Genomic DNA, 16245 nt, shown 5'->3' on the forward strand with positions numbered 1-16245 from the left:
CCGGTCCGCCCCTCCTCGCGGCCATGGCATGATCGTGCACATGCGTGAACGTGTGGTGGCCGCGTGCGACGGGGCTTCGAAGGGAAACCCCGGACCGGCCGGATGGGCGTGGGTGGTCTCCGACGACGACGAGCGGACCCCGGCCCGCTGGGAGTCCGGTCCGCTCGGCCGGGCCACCAACAACGTCGCCGAACTCACCGCGCTGGAACGGCTGCTGGCCGCCGTCGACCCGGATGTGCCGCTGGAGGTCCGGATGGACTCCCAGTACGCGATGAAGGCCGTCACCACCTGGCTGCCCGGCTGGAAGCGCAACGGCTGGAAGACGTCCGCGGGCAAGCCGGTCGCCAACCAGGAACTCGTCGTCCGTATCGACGCGCTGCTCGACGGCCGCTCCGTCGAGTTCCGCTACGTCCCCGCCCACCAGGTCGACGGCGACCCGCTGAACGACTTCGCCGACCGCGCCGCCAGCCAGGCCGCGGTGGTGCAGGAGGCCGCGGGCAGCGCCCACGGCTCGCCCGAGCCGCCGCCGTCGCCCGACACCCCGGCCCCGGCCGCCCGCCGCAAGGCACCCCGCCGCACCGGTGGCGGGTCCGCTCCGGCGCGCACCATCAAGGCCAAGTTCCCCGGCCGCTGCCTGTGCGGCCGCTCCTACGCGGCCGGCGAGTCCATCGCCAAGAACGCGCAGGGCTGGGGCCACCCGGACTGCCGTACCGCCACCGACTGACCCCGCGCCGCCGGAGGTTCAAGGAACGGGCCGTACGCCATCGCTGCTACCCTGCGAGGCCGATCGACTACGTCCGGTGACTTCCAGGGGTGTGCGCGTGAAGGTCGTCTGCGTCGGAGGCGGGCCCGCGGGCCTGTACCTCGCCATCCTGCTCAAGCGGCAGAACCCGTCCCACGACATCACCGTCCACGAACGCGCCGCCGAGGGGTCGACGTACGGCTGGGGCGTCACCTACTGGCAGGGACTGCTGGACCGGCTCCGCGCCCACGACCCGGAGTCGGCGCGGGCCGTCGCGGAGAACTCGGTCCACTGGAACGAAGGCGTCGCCCACGTACGGGACGCGAGCACCCGGCAGCCGGGTGACCAGGGCTTCGGCATCGGCCGCCACCGCCTCCTCGAACTGCTCTCGGAGCGGGCCCGGTCCCTCGGCGTACGGCTGGAGTTCGAGAGCGAGATCACCGAACCCCCGGCCGGGGCCGACCTGGTGGTGGCCGCCGACGGCATCGGCAGCGCCCTGCGAACGGGCCGTGCGGACGAATTCGGCACCCAGGTCACGCACGGGCGCAACCACTTCCTCTGGCTCGGCACCACCAAGGTCTTCGACGCCTTCACCTTCGCCTTCGTCGAGACCGCCCACGGCTGGATCTGGGCCTACGGCTACCCCTACGACACCGGACACAGCACCTGCGTCATCGAGTGCTCGCCCGAGACCCTCACCGGCCTCGGACTGCACCGCCTGGACGAGGGGGAGGGGCTCGCCCTGCTGGAGCGGCTCTTCGCCGGCCTGCTCGACGGTCACCCCCTCATCGGCCGCACCGACGACGGCGCGAGCGTCCCCTGGCTGAACTTCCGTACCCTCACCAACCGCACCTGGCACACGGGCGGCCTCGTCCTGCTCGGCGACGCCGCCCACACCACCCACTACTCCATCGGCGCCGGCACCACCCTCGCCCTGGAGGACGCCATGTGCCTCGCCACCGCCCTCGGCGAACACCCCGCGCTGCCCGACGCCCTCTTGGCCTACGAGAGGCGCCGCCGCACCGAGCTGCTCTCCGCGCAGAGCGCCGCCCGCTACAGCGCCCGCTGGTACGAGAGCCTGCCCCGCTATATCGACCTGCCCCCGCACCGCATGTTCGCCCTGCTCGGCCAGCGCCACTCCCCGCTGCTGCCCTACGTCCCGCCCCAGCTCTACTACGGCCTCGACAAGGCCGCCGGACAACTGGAACCGCTGCGCCGGCTCAAGCGCTGGCTCGGCCCCCGCGCGGCGCGCGCCCTGCACGCCCGCAGTACCGGCCACCGGGACTGAGGGCGCGTCGTTCCTGCTCACGGGCCGGGTAAATCTTGGTGAATAGCCATTCACTGGATAGAGTGAATGGCTATTCACCGGTCACGCACATTCACCCGCAGGAGCGTCGATGGACCCCTCCGCCCCCATACCCGAGCCGTCCGGCACCCTCGCGGCGCCGCCCCGGCTGCGGGAGCGCCTCACCATCCCCGTGCTGGCGTCGGGCGGCATCCTCATGGCCGTCATGCAGACCGTGGTCGTCCCGCTCCTGCCCGACCTGCCACGGCTCACCGGGTCCTCCCCGGCCGCCGTCTCCTGGATGGTCACCGCCACCCTGCTCTCCGGCGCCGTGCTCACCCCGGTCCTCGGCCGCGCCGGTGACATGTACGGCAAGCGCCGGGTGCTGACCTCCGCGCTCGCCCTGATGACCGTCGGCTCGGTGCTGTGCGCGCTGTCCTCCGACATCACCGTGCTCATCACCGCCCGCGCCCTCCAGGGCGCCGCCGCCTCCGTCGTCCCGCTGTCCATCAGCATCCTGCGCGACGAACTCCCGCCCCACCGGCGGGGATCGGCGGTGGCGCTGATGAGCTCCACCGTCGGCATCGGCGCCGCGCTCGGCCTGCCGCTGGCCGCGCTCGTCGTGCAGTACGCCGACTGGCACACCATGTTCTGGCTGACCGGCGCCCTCGGCGCGCTCGGGGTCGCGGCCACCTGGTGGGCCGTGCGGGAGTCGCCCGTGCGGGAGCCAGGCCGGTTCGACGTGGTCGGCGCGCTGGGCCTGGCCGCCGCGCTGGTGTCCCTGCTGCTCGCCGTGTCCCAGGGCGGCCAGTGGGGCTGGGGGAGCCCCGCCGTCATCGGGCTGTTCATCGCCTTCGCCGCCGTGCTCGCCCTGTGGTGGCGCCACCAGCTCCGGACCGCCCGGCCCCTGGTGGACCTACGGCTCGTCACCCGGCCCCGGGTGGGCCTGTCCCATGTGGCGGCCCTGCTCACCGGCTTCGCCTTCTACGCCAACTCGCTCGTCACCGCCCAGCTCGTCCAGGCCCCGAAGGCCAGCGGCTACGGCCTCGGGCTGTCCATCGTCGCCACCGGACTGTGCCTGCTGCCCGGCGGCGTCACCATGCTGCTGTTCTCGCCGCTGTCCGCCCGGATCTCCGCCAGGCGCGGCCCCCGCATCACCCTCGCCCTGGGCGCCGCCGTCATCGCCTGCGGATACGCGCTGCGCATCGCCGACAGCCGCGACCTGTGGATGATCATCCTCGGGGCGACCGTGGTGGCGACGGGCACCACCCTCGCCTACTCCGCGCTGCCCACCCTGATCCTGCGCGCGGTACCGGCGGCCCAGACCGCCTCCGCCAACGGCGTCAACGTCCTGATGCGGACCATCGGCCAGGCCGTCTCCAGCGCGGCCGTCGCCGCCGTACTCGTCCACCACACCAGCCTCGTCGCCGGGGTGCCGGTGCCCACCCTGCACGGCTATCTGCTGGCCTTCGCCATGGCCGGCGCCGTCGCGCTCGCCGCCTGCGCGGCCGCGCTCACCATCCCCGGCGACAGCGCTCCCGGCGGCACCCGCCGCGCCGGAGGTGCCACCCAGGGGGCCCGCACGCTGGAGGAAGCATGACCACCGCACCCGCCCCCGCACGCCGGGACGCCGAGGCCACCAAGGCGGCCATCCTCAAGGCCGCCCGCCATCTCCTGGCCCGGCACGCGCACGCCGACATCACCCTCAAGGCCGTCGCGGAGGGGGCCGGGGTCAGCCCGCCGCTGGTGCTGAAGTACTTCGGCAACAAGGACGCCCTGTTCGCCCGGGTCATGTCCTTCGACACCGACGCCGACGACCTCCTCGACGCGCCCCTGGCCGGCCTCGGGCGCCACATGGTCCGGCACGTCCTGGCCAGCCAGCGGGACCGGGGCGCCGACCCGCTGCTGCGCATCGCCTTCGCACCCCTGCACGGTGACCGCGGCGACATCCTGCGCGCCAACTTCCGCGCCCAGGTCACCGACCGCCTCGCCGCCCGGCTCACCGGCCCCGACGCGGGCCTGCGCGCCGAGCTGGCCGTCGCCGCGCTCATCGGGCTCGGCGTCATGTACGGCATCGCCCGGGGCCCCCGCCTGCGCGAGAGCGACCCGGACGAGGTGGCCGACCGCTACGGGCCGCTCGTCCAGGCCCAGTTGACGCCCGGCGCCTGACTCACCCCTCCGGGCCGGTCAGCAGGGACTCGGCACAGCGCCGGAACGCCGCGAGCAGGCGGCCGCCGTCACCCGCGCGGGTGGCCAGCGCGACATGGCAGGGCTCCACCCCGTGCAGCGGGATCGCGGTCAGGTCGGGCCGCGCCGGCATCCCCGGCGCGGCCGCCGCGATCGCCAACGCCTGGCCCGAGGCGACCAGTTCGAACTTGTCCTCGATGTCCCCGATGAAGGGCCCGTCCGGCGCGGGCCGACCGTCCGGGCGCGGGTCGATCCGCCAGAACGCGTCCCACATCGGGTCCGGGACGCGGGGGAGGGGCTCGTCGGCGATGTCGTCCAGCGTGACCGACTCCTTGCCCGCCAGCCGGTGCTCCAGTGGGACCACCACCACGCGCGGCTCGTCGTAGAGCACGGTCACCCGCAGCCCGTCGGTGGCGAACGGCAGCCTCGCCACCAGAGCGTCCACCCGGTGGCCGAGCAGCGCGTCCCGCGCCTCGTGCCAGCGCAGGTGCGTGGACCGTACGTCCGCGTCCGGGAACTTGCGCCGCATCTCCCGCACGGCCGGGGTGACCAGTACGCCCGTGGTGTAGCCGACGGTGATCCGGCTGGGCTCGGCCGCGGCCCGCGTCTCCGTCGCCGCCTGCAGCGCGGCCCGCAGCAGCGCCCTGGCACGCGGCAGGAAGACCTCGCCCGCCTCGGTGAGCCGGGTGCCCTGCGGGGTGCGGTCCAGCAGCTCGACACCCAACTCCCGCTCCAGACGCCGCACCTGACGGCTGAGCGAGGGCTGCGTGATGTGCAGGGCGGTCGCCGCGCGGCCGAAGTGCCGGTGCTCGGCGACGACCGTGAAGTACCGGACCAGCCGGAGATCGAGATCCGCGAAGTCGGACATGCCTTCCAGCCTACGGTCCCCGGCGCGGGGCGTCCCGCCGTACCGACGCCTTCACCTGCGGTGATGCCCGGAGCGTATTGCCCGATGCGAAAGAAGCCTTGGACGCTCGGGCTGCGCCCGGCCGACGATGGAGGCACTTCCACCGACCATCCGAGGAGAGCGTCACATGCGTGTTTTCGTCACCGGGGCCACCGGGTTCATCGGCTCCGCCGTCGTGCCCGAACTGATCGGTGCCGGGCACGAGGTCGTCGGCCTCGCCCGCTCGGACGACGGCGCGGCCGCGCTGAAGGAGGCGGGCGCCGAGGTGTTCCGGGGCGGTCTCGACGATCCGGAGGGTCTGGCCCGCGCCGCTGACGCTTCCGACGGGGTGATCCACCTCGCCTTCGTCCACGACTTCGCCGACTTCGAAGCGGCCGGCGCCACCGACCTGCGGGCCGTCGAGGCGATGGGCGCCGCGCTGGCGGGCTCCGGCCGGCCGCTCGTGGTCACCTCCGGCACCGCGATCGCCCCGGCCGGCCGGCTCGCCGTCGAGACCGACGCGCCGGCGCCCGGCACCCACCGCACCCCGTCCGAGGAGGCCGCCGTCGCACTCGCCGGACAGGGCGTGCGCGGCTCGGTGGTGCGGCTCGCGCCCTCCGTGCACGGGCGCGGCGACCACGGCTTCGTACCGCACCTCATCCGGATCGCCCGCGAGAAGGGGGTCGCCGGTCACGTCGGGGACGGCGCCAACCGCTGGCCCGGTGTCCACCGCCGCGACGCGGCCCGGCTGTTCCGGCTGGTGCTGGAGCAGGCCCCGGCCGGTACCCGGTGGCACGCGGCGGCCGACGAGGGCGTGCCGTTCCGGGACATCGCGGAGGTCATCGGCCGTCACCTGGACGTGCCGGTGGTGAGCGTGCCGCCGGAGCGGGCGGGGGAGCACTTCGGGTTCCTCGGCCGGTTCGCCGGGGTGGACAACCCCACCTCCAGTGCCCTCACGCGCGAGCGGCTCGGCTGGCGGCCCGAGGAGCCGGGGCTCCTCACCGACCTGGACGAAGGCCACTACTTCGTGTGAGCAACACAGGCCGCCCGGACAGGTGACCGGTTTGAAGGAACGTTTGCGCGGTTAATTGCACCGCATGACCGAGGAGGCACCGCGCAGGGGGCGGGACGAGACAGCGGAAGAGCGGGCCGACCGCAAGTGGGGCGAGTTGATCCAGGAGGTACGGGTCGCCCAGACCGGCGTACAGATCCTGTTCGGCTTTCTGCTCACCGTGGTCTTCCAGCCGAAGTACGCCCAACTGTCCAGCACCGACCAGCTCATCTACATCGTCACCGTCGTCCTGGGCGCCTGTGCGACCGGCGCCCTCATCGGACCGGTATCGCTGCACCGCCTGGTCTCCGGGCACCGGGTGAAGCCGCAGGCGGTGCGACTCGCCTCGGCGCTCACCTTCATCGGCCTGGTGCTGCTCCTGGCCACCATGGCCTGCTCGCTGCTGCTGATCCTCCGGGTGGCGACTCACAACGGCTATGTGCCGTGGCTGGTCGGGGCCGTCGTCTGCTGGTACCTGGTCTGCTGGTACGGCCTGCCCATGTGGGCGCGGCTACGGCACACGGACCCCGATCCCGACTAACGTCCGGCCCGGGTCCCGAGTGCCGCCAGCGAGCGGTCGTGGACCCGGCTCAGCAGGAGCAGTGACAGCACGGCGCCGATCAGGGCGCAGAACATGTCCCACTGGGTGTCCCAGACATCGCCCTGGGTGGCGAGGAAGGCGTCCGCGCCGTGGCCGCCGATCACAGCGGCCGCCCACTCCAGCAGCTCGAAGCAGGCGCTGAACGCCAGGCAGGCGCACACCGTCAGCGGGGCCAGCCAGCGGCTGCCGCGCAGCGGCGAGGTACGGGTGAGCAGTTCGCGCACCAGGATCGCCGGGACGAACCCCTGCATCAGGTGCCCGAACCGGTCGTAGGGGTTGCGGGCCAGATGGAAGGTGTCCCGGACCCAGTCGCCCGCCGGTACCTGCGCGTACGTGTAGTGGCCGCCGACCGCCAGCACCAGGGCGTGCACGGTGAGCAGGCCGCACAGCAGCCCGGTGAGCGGGAAGCGGCGCCACAGCAGCACCACCAGCGGCAGCCCGAGCAGCACCCAGAAGGTCTCCAGGAACCACGTCGTACGGTCCCGCGCGCCCCACGCGGACACGGCCAGGCCCACGGCGGCCACGCCCGCGAACACGGCGGGCGGCACCGCGCGGCGGACGGAGGGCCGGTCGGGGTGGACTGCGGTCATGGCGGACTCCAGAGGACGGGTGACGTGGCCGCCCCATCGTCCGGCCACCCGGAGCGCGGGGCATGAGTACTGGTACTCATGCCCCGGCCCGGCGCGCCTAGGGCTTGTCGCCCACGGCGCCGCGCAGCGCGGTCAGGCACGAGCCGATCGCCTGCTGCAACTCCTCCAGGCGCCGGACCATGTCGTCCTCGTAGAAGTCCTGGGCGTCGTCGAAGGTCAGCTCCTCGAAGGCCCGCGTCGCCTTCTGGAGGCTGCCGTAGAACTTCGTGCGCCGCTCCTGGACCCGCAGTTCGGGATCGGCCTCGACCGTGTCGGCGACCAGTGTCTTCAGCGTGTCGTACGCCTCGACGGCCCACTCTCCGGTGTCCTCGTCGTCATCCAGCTCGTCGAGCAGCGACAGGTGACGCTCGGCCTCCTCGCGGAGTTCGGCGGGGGCCTCGACGGTCTGCCCGGCCGGGGTCCTGATCTGCCCGGACTCCGCGATCTGCCGCACGTAGCCGATCTTGTCGGCGGCGCGGCTCTCGGTGGCGACGGCCTTCTTCAGGTCGTCGGTGCGCACCACGTCCCGTGCCAGCTCGGCCTGCAGCTCGGGGTCCTCCTTGATCCGGTCCAGCAGGGCGGAGCGGGCCGCGCGGGCGGTGGAGGGGTCGGCCAGGATGGCGGCGCGCAGCGCGGTCGGGTTCTCGGCCACCTCCAGCGCCTTCGTCGGCCGGATGCCCTCGGCCTCGGCGGCCTCCGCGATGGCGGTGCCGCGCTCGGAGGTCGCGCTGCTGCGTGAGCTGTAGTAGCTCAACCACGCGTCGGAGTCCGGCAGTTCGATCTGCTGTCCCGGCTGAAGCGTCTCGAACTGCGGGACCAGGCCGTCGTCGGCGGCCCGGTCCCAGGCCCGGTAGTAGCGCATGACCCGCTCCGGGGAGCAGTCCGCCAGCTCCGCGAACTCCTTCGCGGACACCTTCGGGGTCTCCCCGGCCGCCTGCCCGCCCGGCCGCACGCTGCGCGCCACCATCAGCGCGAAGGCCCAGCCGCCGGTGCGCGCGTACACCCCGAACTCGCGGGCGTCACGCGCCACGAGGTCGGACAGGGGCGCAGGAGCGTCGGCGGTCGTCTCGGAGGGGTCGATGGCCAGGGTCACGGATGGCTCTCCTGTGTACGGGGCTCGATGGTGCGGCGCCCGGCCGGCCGGGCGCCGAGGGCAGCCTATATGGACCGATAGGCGATGTTTCGCCGTGGCCCGTCAGGAGCGCCGGGCACAGGCCGGCTCATCGTTCGCGGTCGGCGAGGGAGTCCAGCAGGGTGTGCAGCTCACCCGCCGCGCCCGGCTCCAGCGGCAGCCCGTCGAGCAGTGTCCGGGCGGCGGCCATGTGCGCGCGGGCCTCGGACAGGGCCGCCGCGCGGCCGCCCGCGGCCTCGACGAGCGCCGCCGCCTGAGCCGTACGGTCCGGCGCCGCGAGCAGGCCGCGCAGCCGGCCGCCGTCGGGCGAGGCGAGCGCGGCCAGCACCGGATACGTCCTCTTGCCCTCGCGCAGGTCCCCGCCCACCGGCTTGCCGGTGACCTCGGGGCGCCCCCAGATGCCCAGCACGTCGTCGGCGAGCTGGAAGGCGACCCCCGCGTGCCGTCCTGCCCGGTCCAGCGCGTCGGCCACCGGGCGCGGCGCCCCGCCCAGCAGCGCGCCGAGGGCCAGCGCACAGCCCAGCAGCGCCCCCGTCTTGCCCTCCGCCATCACCCGGTACTCCTCGGGCGTCACCGCTTCCGGGCCGCTCCACGGACGCGATGCGAACAGCAGGTCGTCGGCCTGCCCCCGCATCAGGTCGGCCAGCGCGCCGGAGAGCAGCCGCACCCCGCCGGGCACCTCGGCCAGGGTACCGACGGCCAGCGCGAACAGCGCGTCCCCGGCCAGCACGGCGGGACCCGTGCCGTACGCCTTCCACAGCGCCGGGCGACGGCGCCGTGTCTCGTCACCGTCCATGATGTCGTCGTGCAGCAGCGAGAAGGCGTGCACCAGCTCCACCGCGACGGCACCCGGCACCCCGGCCGACGCCTCGGCGCCGACCGCCCGCGCCCCCAGCAGCGCCAACGCCTGCCGCACCCCCTTGCCGCCCGCCTCGGCGCCCTCGCCCCAGCCGAAGGAGTACGCGGCCATCTCGGCCAGCCAGGGATGCAGCCCGGCGACCGCCTCGCCGAGCGCCGGCCGCACCAACTCGCGGGCTTCGCCGAGGACATGGGCCGCAGTCACCCGCTCCGCGCGGAACACCGCCGTCACCGGGCCTCCTCCGTCTCCGGCGCGAACTCGGCCTGTGCCCGCGCCACCATCTCCCGCGCGTGCCGCAGCCCGGACCGCTCCAGCACGACCGCCAGATCGGCCAGTTCGGCGGCCGTCTCCTTCGGGTCACGGCCCAGCCGGGCCAGTGACTTGGCCAGGCCGAGGCGGGACAGCGCCTCGCCCCGGGGTTCGTCCATCGTGCGGAACTCCGACAGCGCCAGGCCGTACAGGTCCCGCGCCTCCTCGTGGCGTCCGGCCCGGTAGAAGACGTTGCCCCGCATCTTGTGGTTGTAGGCGAGCGCGCTGGACAGGTTCATCGACCGGCACGTCTCCTCCGCCCGCGACAGCAGCTCCAGCGCCCGGCCGGTGTCCCCGTCGCGCGCCGAGAGGATGTCCGCGAGGCCGCGCAGCGCCCAGGCGTGGCCGCGCCGGTCGTCGGCCCGCCCGGCTATCTCCGCGGCCTCCTCGAACAACGCGTACGCCCGGTCGAAGTCGCCGGTGTTGCGGTGCATCTGCGCGATGCCCTCCAGCGCCCACACCGTGTGCCGGGCCTCCCCGCGCCTGCGGGCCTCGGCCAGCAGTTGTTCGTGCAGCCGGCCGACCGCCGCGTAGTCGCCCTGGATGCGCCCGGTCTCCGCGAGTCCGGCCAGCGAGTAGCCCCGGACCACGATGTCGCCGCCGCGCTCGCCGAGTTCGGCCGCCAGCCCCAGCAGCCGCCAGGCCAGCGGGAACGCCCCGCGCTGCCGGGCCAGCGTGCCCCCGCTCCACAGTGCCCAGGCCATCGCCGCGGTGTCCCCGGCGGTGCGGGCCGCCCGGTAACTCGCCTTCCACGCGCGGTCGGCCTCCGCCGTGCTGCCGAGCCGCCGGTGCGCCTCAGCCACCGCGAGACCGCAGCGGGCCACCTCGGCGGGCTGTCCGGCCCGCTCTGCCTCACGCAGCCGCTCGGTGCCCTCGGCCAGCACGTCGGTGAGCGAGGAATTGACGGACAGGGTGGTCAGGGCGCCCTGGTACTCCGGGGCGAAAGCCTTGCCGTACATGTGAACCCTTCTATACACCACGTGTATACGCGACGCGTATAGCGCGCGGGCGAATCGTCCCGGTCCAGCGCGGGGCCGGGGCGTGGTCGGTCGTCCGGCAAGACGTCGGTACGGCGACGGGGGTTGCCCGTGCGACGCGGATCACTCCGAGTGGCGCGGGAAACCCCCGTACGGAATCAGTGCTGTTGGGGCTTCTGCGGCGTGGCCTCGCTCGGCCGGACCACCACGACGCCCTCGCCCTGGAGCATGAGCTGCACGGCCTCGCCCGAACCGCCCCGCAGCATCGACCCTATGGACTGCGAGCGGTGCAGCGAGGTCCTGAGCTGCGCGGTCCAGCCCACCACCGCGTCCGTGTCGACGTACACCGGCGTCTGCTCCGAGACCGGGATCACCAGCGGGTTGCCCTCGCAGATCAGGCCCAGTCTGCCGTGCCCGCTGAACACGCTGTTGAACAGGCCGCCGCCGGCGATGCCGGAGCCCTTCACGGTCTTGATCTCGTAGGACAGCGAAGAGTCGAAACACAGCACGTTGCGGCCGTTGACGGTGAACTGGTCACCGGGCTCCACCTCGACGATGAAACAGTTCTGCGCCTCGTGCGCGAACCACGCCTCGCCGCGCCCGCGCACCGACATCAGCGGCAGCCCCTCGCCGGTCACCGCGCGCTTGAGCATGCCGCCCACGCCCTGGCCCTTGCGCTCGAACTGGAGGCTGCCCCGGTGGGCGATCATCGCGCCCTGGCGGGCGAGCATCTCGCCGTCCACCGCGTACTTGACGCACTTGCCGTTCTCGATCGTCATCCCCGGCTCGACGGCCGGACGGACCATGTGCTCACTGGAAAACAGGTCACCCTTCATGAGCGCATGGTGTCCCGGACGGGACGGTTCCGCCAAGATCACGGACCCGACGGCCCGTCCGGGACGGGGGATTCAGCGGGTGGGGGCCGGGGCGATGTCCGCGTTGCGCTCCACCAGCGCGGGACCGCGCCGCTGCTTGGCGCTCTTGCCGCAGAACGCCGGTTCCAGGGCGCCCGCGAGGGCGTTGAGGACCTTGCCGTTGTTGGAGGTGGTGGCGACCGCGGTCAGCGCCCGCTTGCCGTCCTTCGTGGCGAACGCGTACGTGTAGTACCCCTGCACCGCGCCCGTGTGCCCGTACACCGAGACCCCGCAGGACAGGTCGCGGCGCCGCAGACCGAGGCCGTACGCGGTGGTCGCGTCCACCTTGGTGAAGCGCTCCATCTCCGCGAGCCGCGCGGAGGAGAGCAGCCTGCCGCCGAGCAGGGCGGCGTAGAAGGTGTTGAGGTCCTTGGCGGTGGAGATGACGGCGCCCGCGCTCTGCGCCCAGGACACGGTCTGCTCGGTCGCGTCGACCAGCGCGTCACCGGCCCGGTCCGGGGTCAGATAGCCGCGCGCGAACCGGCCGGGGATCTTCGTGTCCGGGTGGACGTAGAAGGTGTCCGCCAGCTTCAGCGGTCCCGTGATCCGCTTCTGGTACGCCTCCTTGACGGGGCGCCCGGTGAGCTTCTCGATGAGCATGCCCGCGACCACGAAGTTGGTGTTGGAGTACGAGTAGGCCGCGCCGGGCGCGTTGACGCGGGGCTTCTTCAGGGAGAGCGCGACGAGCTGGGGGTAGGTGAACACCTTCTTCCGCACGGCCTCGAAGCCCGAGACGCTCTGGGCGAACATGTCGTTGGTGTAGTCGTACAGACCGCTGCGGTGGCTCAGTACGTGCCGCACCGTGATGGCGTCGCTCGGCAGCAGCTTCGGCAGATACCGGTTGACCGGGGCGTCCAGGTTCAGCTTGCCCTCGTCGGCGAGCTGGAGCAGGACGACCGAGGAGAACGTCTTGGTCACGCTGCCGATACGGAACCGGTCGGTGGTGCTGACCGCGCGGCCCGTACCCCGGTCGGCGGTCCCACGGCTGATCAGATGGCTGCGGCCCTGGTCGTCGATCCGGGCCAGCGCGGCCGGCGCGCCCTGCGTGCGGACCGTGCGCAGCACGCCGTCCACGCCCGCCGTGTCGGGCGCGGGGAGTGCCGTCGCCGTACTCCGCCCCCCGGTCGCCGCCTGCGCCGGGACCACGAGCAGCGACAGTGTCACCGCCCCGAGTACCGCACCCCTGCCCACCGTTGCCGAGACCATCAGGTCACCACTCCCGTCCACGCCGTCGTCGATGCGACTTCCGTCACATTCCGGCCTGGAACCTAGGGGATTGACGCCGCGTCTCCCCAGTCGACACACAGTCGGCCACGCGCCGATCACTCCGAGGTGTCCTTTGGGTAAAGGATTGTCCTGGAGAGCAGCGAAATGGATCATTCCTTCTTTACGTGGCCATGACTCATCCGAAAGGGTGACCCTTCGGGGCGCGTCCCGCCTGCCCCGATGGCCGCCCAACGGCGCCATGTGTCACGGCGTCCGGCGCGTCCGGCCGCTGTCGAACGAAGGAACTCCCCCTGGTGCGCAGACCGCACATACGCAGTGTGGCCGTCGCCGTCGCGGTGGCGACGGCTGCCACGGGCCTGGCCGGTACGGCCTTCGCCCGCCCCAACCCCTCGGCGGCCCGCGCGGCCGCCGAGGCTTTCAGGGCCACCGCCCGCAACGCCCCCGTGGTGACCGCCGCCCGCGCGGCCGCCTTCGCCCACGCCGACGCCTCCGGGGTCGGCACCGGTGACGAACTCCGCGTGCGGGACGTCATGTTCGACCCCGAGGGCGGCCGTCACGTCCGCTTCCAGCGCGCCCACGACGGCATGCCGGTGCTCGGCGGCGACCTCGTCGTCCACCTCGACGGGCAGCTCGCCTACACCGGAGTCACCCGCGCGGCCGGGCAGACCGTCCGGGCCGCCGCCGGCGACGCCCGGATCACCGCACGGCAGGCGGCCGCCAAGGCGGCCGCCGCCGCGAAGGGTGACGCCGGAACCGCCGAACTCGTCGTCGACGCGCGCGGCGGCTCCACCGCCCTCGCCTACCAGGTCACCGTCACCGACAGCGCCCTGGGCGAGACGAACGGCTCCCGCACGGTCGTCGTGGACGCCGTCACCGGCGAGGTCCGCAGCAACACCCCGGACGCCGACGAGTTCCTGTCGCCGAAGCTCCTCAAGGCGCTGCGCGCGCACGGCGAGACGGTCACCCCGACCACCGGGGCACCCTCCGCGGCGGGGACCGCCCGTGTCACCAAGGGCGTCTCGGGCTACCCGGCCACCGCGTCCGGCACCGGCAAGACCCTGTTCGTGGGCAGCGTCCCGCTGACCACCACGCAGACCTCGCGCGGCCACTTCCAGCTCCAGGACCCCACCCGATGGGACACCGAGACGCGGGACGCCAAGGGCCAGTACACCGAGTCCTTCGGCAGCGGCAGCGCGATCACCGGCACCAGCAACACCTGGGGCAACGGCAGCACCAGCGACCGCAACAGCGCCGCCGCCGACGCCCAGTACGGCATCACCAAGACCCTGGACTTCTACAAGGGGACCTTCGACCGCGCGGGCATCACCAACAAGGGCACCGCCGCCCGCGCGATGGTCCACTGGGGCCGCGGGGTCGGCAACGCCTTCTGGGACCCGGCCTGCGCCTGCATGCTGTACGGCGACGGCGACGGCGACATGATCAAGAAGCCGCTGGTCGTCCTCGACGTCACCGGTCACGAGCTGACCCACGGCGTGGTCGACGCCACGGCCAAGCTGGAGCCGACCTACGTCGACCGCGACGGCAACCAGTACGGCGAACCCGGCTCGCTCAACGAGTCCCTCGCCGACGTCTTCGGGTCCAACGTGGAGTTCTACGCCGACAACGCGAAGAACCCGCCGAACTACCTGCTGGGCGAGAAGCTGGGCCTGCGGCAGAAGTTCCTGCGCCGTCTCGACCGCCCCTCCCTGGACAAGCTGGAGGGCACCGTCGACTACTGGTCCGACGCCACCTACAACACCGAGGTGCACGCCGGTTCCGGAGTCTCCTCGCACGCCTACTACCTCCTGGCGGAGGGCAGCGGCAAGAAGACCATCGGCGGTGTCGCCTACGACTCCCCGACCTACGACGGCGGCGCCGTCAAGGGCATCGGCCGCGCCAAGGCCACGGCCGTCTTCTACCGCGCCCTGACCCGGTACATGGTCTCCACCACCGACTTCCACGACGCCCGCGTGGCGACGCTGAACGCGGCCAGGGACATGTACGGCGCGACGAGCACCGAGTACCGGACCGTCGACCGGGCCTGGGCCGCGGTCAACGTCACGGCCGCCAACACCCCGGCGACCCGCTGACGCACACCGGCTCCGAGAAGGCCCCGTCCCGCCTCAGCGCGGGGCGGGGCCTTCGTACGGGACCGGACACGGAACGTACCGAGGTGCGCGGCGCGGGCGTCGGCGGGACCATCACAGGCATGGGCCAAACGAAGGAACCGGCCGGGTGAGCGGCTGGGGGAGAGCGTGCCGGGCGGGTGCCGTCCTGCTGCTCGCCCTCGCCGGGCAGGCGGTGCCCGCGCCGGCGGCCACCCCGCCGGCCGGGGCCACCGTGCGCGGCTCCGGCATCGTCACCTGGGCGGCGAGCGCGCAGCGCGTCGGCTCGGGCGCCGACCGGTCCTACCGGCTGATCGTGCGCGTCAGCGCCGGAGGGAGCGACCTGCGCGTCCGGCTGTCCAACGCCTACGGCGACCGCCCGCTCACCGTCGACGCCGCCCACGCCGGCCTCCAGGACCGGGGCGCCGTCCTGCGTAAGGGCAGCGACCGGCCGCTCACCTTCGGCGGCGCCCAGGCGGTCACCATTCCCGCGGGCGGCACCGTCTGGAGCGACCCGATCCCCGGCCGCGTCCCGGCCGGGGCCCGCCTCGCCGTCAGCTTCCGCACCCCGGACGCCCGGGGTCCCGCCACCGGCCACGAGATGGCCCTGACCACCTCCTACATCGGCCGGAACGCCGACACCGGCGGTGACGGCGCCACCGGCTGGACCCTGACCACCGGTTCCTGGTGGTACCTCGACGCCGTCTCCGTGCGCCCCGCGCACCCCCGCGGCGGCGCGGTCGTCGCGCTCGGCGACTCCATCACCGACGGCTGGGGGTCCACCCCCGGCCGCGACCGGCGCTGGCCCGACGACCTCGCCCGGCGGCTGCGCGCGGCCGGTGTCGGCGTCGCCAACGCGGGGATGTCCGGCAACCGGGTCCTCACCGGCAACCGCGGCACCCCGAGCGCCGGGCAACGGCTGGAGCGGGACGTCCTCTCCCAGCCCGGCGTACGCGCGGTGATCCTCTACGAGGGCGTCAACGACCTCAAGGCACCCGACGGGGCCGGCGCGGCCGACATCGTCGCGGGCTACCGGGAGATCACGAAGCGGGCCCACGCGGCGGGCCTGTGCGTGATCGGCGCCACCGTCGCGCCCTTCAGGGGCTGGCTCCAGTGGGACCCGGACGCCGAGGCGGTGCGCCGCGATGTCAACCACCGCCTGCGCACCGACCGCGACCTCGACGCCGTCGCCGACGTCGACCGCGCCCTGCGCGACCCCCGCGACCCCGAGCGGCTGCGGCCCGGCCTCGACAGCGGCGACCATCTCCACCCCGACGACGCCGGCATGCGCGCCATCGCCGGGGCGGTCGACCTCCGCGCCCTCGACTGCCGGCGCTGACG

At 73.5% G+C, this 16245-nt stretch carries 15 protein-coding genes; 8 read left to right on the forward strand and 7 right to left on the reverse strand.

Features of this window, described 5'->3' with window-relative positions:
- Window positions 1-28: 28 nt before the first annotated feature.
- The 4 genes from HEK131_RS14225 to HEK131_RS14240 all read left to right on the forward strand — a co-directional run bounded on the left by HEK131_RS14225 (window position 29) and on the right by HEK131_RS14240 (window position 4196).
- Window positions 29-724, forward strand: coding sequence for a ribonuclease H family protein (locus HEK131_RS14225; RefSeq protein WP_217464402.1), 696 nt, complete (start codon window positions 29-31; stop codon window positions 722-724).
- Window positions 725-815: 91 nt separating this feature from the next.
- The gene (locus HEK131_RS14230; protein WP_244452016.1) at window positions 816-2030 is read left to right on the forward strand and encodes an FAD-dependent monooxygenase; all 1215 of its coding nucleotides are present in this window, start codon (window positions 816-818) and stop codon (window positions 2028-2030) included.
- Window positions 2031-2139: 109 nt separating this feature from the next.
- Window positions 2140-3627: an MFS transporter gene (locus tag HEK131_RS14235; protein WP_244335428.1), complete on the forward strand. Its 1488-nt coding sequence runs from the start codon at window positions 2140-2142 to the stop codon at window positions 3625-3627.
- Window positions 3624-4196 (forward strand): TetR family transcriptional regulator, encoded by a 573-nt coding sequence (locus HEK131_RS14240; protein WP_244335430.1) that lies wholly within the window; start codon window positions 3624-3626, stop codon window positions 4194-4196. The genes HEK131_RS14235 and HEK131_RS14240 overlap by 4 nt, the downstream gene beginning before the upstream one ends.
- Before the next feature lies 1 nt (window position 4197).
- Here the strand turns inward: HEK131_RS14240 and HEK131_RS14245 are convergent, their stop codons facing one another.
- Window positions 4198-5082 carry a LysR family transcriptional regulator gene (locus HEK131_RS14245; RefSeq protein WP_244335432.1) on the reverse strand — a complete coding sequence of 295 codons (885 nt, stop codon included), beginning with the start codon at window positions 5080-5082 and terminating at the stop codon, window positions 4198-4200.
- A 166-nt stretch (window positions 5083-5248) separates the two neighbouring features.
- Between HEK131_RS14245 and HEK131_RS14250 the strand changes: the two genes are divergently transcribed.
- Both HEK131_RS14250 and HEK131_RS14255 read left to right on the forward strand, forming a co-directional pair.
- Complete coding sequence (locus HEK131_RS14250) at window positions 5249-6133, forward strand: SDR family oxidoreductase (RefSeq protein WP_217464406.1); 885 nt, start codon at window positions 5249-5251, stop codon at window positions 6131-6133.
- A 64-nt stretch (window positions 6134-6197) separates the two neighbouring features.
- Window positions 6198-6692, forward strand: a complete 495-nt coding sequence (locus HEK131_RS14255) for a DUF6328 family protein (protein WP_217464407.1) — start codon at window positions 6198-6200, stop codon at window positions 6690-6692.
- Here the strand turns inward: HEK131_RS14255 and HEK131_RS14260 are convergent.
- From HEK131_RS14260 to HEK131_RS14285, 6 genes are all read right to left on the reverse strand, one after another.
- Complete coding sequence (locus tag HEK131_RS14260; RefSeq protein WP_244335435.1) at window positions 6689-7342, reverse strand: DUF2238 domain-containing protein; 654 nt, start codon at window positions 7340-7342, stop codon at window positions 6689-6691. The genes HEK131_RS14255 and HEK131_RS14260 overlap by 4 nt on opposite strands.
- Before the next feature lie 97 nt (window positions 7343-7439).
- Window positions 7440-8474, reverse strand: coding sequence for a hypothetical protein (locus HEK131_RS14265; RefSeq protein WP_244335437.1), 1035 nt, complete (start codon window positions 8472-8474; stop codon window positions 7440-7442).
- A 127-nt stretch (window positions 8475-8601) separates the two neighbouring features.
- Window positions 8602-9603 (reverse strand): polyprenyl synthetase family protein, encoded by a 1002-nt coding sequence (locus HEK131_RS14270; protein WP_244335439.1) that lies wholly within the window; start codon window positions 9601-9603, stop codon window positions 8602-8604.
- On the reverse strand, window positions 9600-10640 hold the full coding sequence (locus HEK131_RS14275; RefSeq protein ID WP_244335441.1) for a tetratricopeptide repeat protein: 1041 nt from the start codon (window positions 10638-10640) through the stop codon (window positions 9600-9602). The genes HEK131_RS14270 and HEK131_RS14275 overlap by 4 nt, the downstream gene beginning before the upstream one ends.
- 176 nt (window positions 10641-10816) lie before the next feature.
- A complete protein-coding gene (locus HEK131_RS14280; RefSeq protein ID WP_217464411.1) occupies window positions 10817-11494 on the reverse strand; it encodes an AIM24 family protein in 678 nt (225 codons plus the stop codon).
- A gap of 72 nt (window positions 11495-11566) precedes the next feature.
- Window positions 11567-12778 carry a serine hydrolase domain-containing protein gene (locus HEK131_RS14285; protein ID WP_244335443.1) on the reverse strand — a complete coding sequence of 404 codons (1212 nt, stop codon included), beginning with the start codon at window positions 12776-12778 and terminating at the stop codon, window positions 11567-11569.
- Between the two features lie 314 nt (window positions 12779-13092).
- On the opposite strand from HEK131_RS14285, the gene HEK131_RS14290 reads away from it, so the two are divergent.
- Both HEK131_RS14290 and HEK131_RS14295 read left to right on the forward strand, forming a co-directional pair.
- Window positions 13093-14889 carry a M4 family metallopeptidase gene (locus HEK131_RS14290; protein ID WP_244335445.1) on the forward strand — a complete coding sequence of 599 codons (1797 nt, stop codon included), beginning with the start codon at window positions 13093-13095 and terminating at the stop codon, window positions 14887-14889.
- Window positions 14890-15034: 145 nt separating this feature from the next.
- The gene (locus HEK131_RS14295) at window positions 15035-16243 is read left to right on the forward strand and encodes an SGNH/GDSL hydrolase family protein (RefSeq protein ID WP_244335447.1); all 1209 of its coding nucleotides are present in this window, start codon (window positions 15035-15037) and stop codon (window positions 16241-16243) included.
- The last annotated feature ends 2 nt before the right edge of the window (window positions 16244-16245 follow it).

It is taken from the genome of Streptomyces seoulensis, assembly GCF_022846655.1.
Classification (GTDB): Bacteria; Actinomycetota; Actinomycetes; order Streptomycetales; family Streptomycetaceae; genus Streptomyces.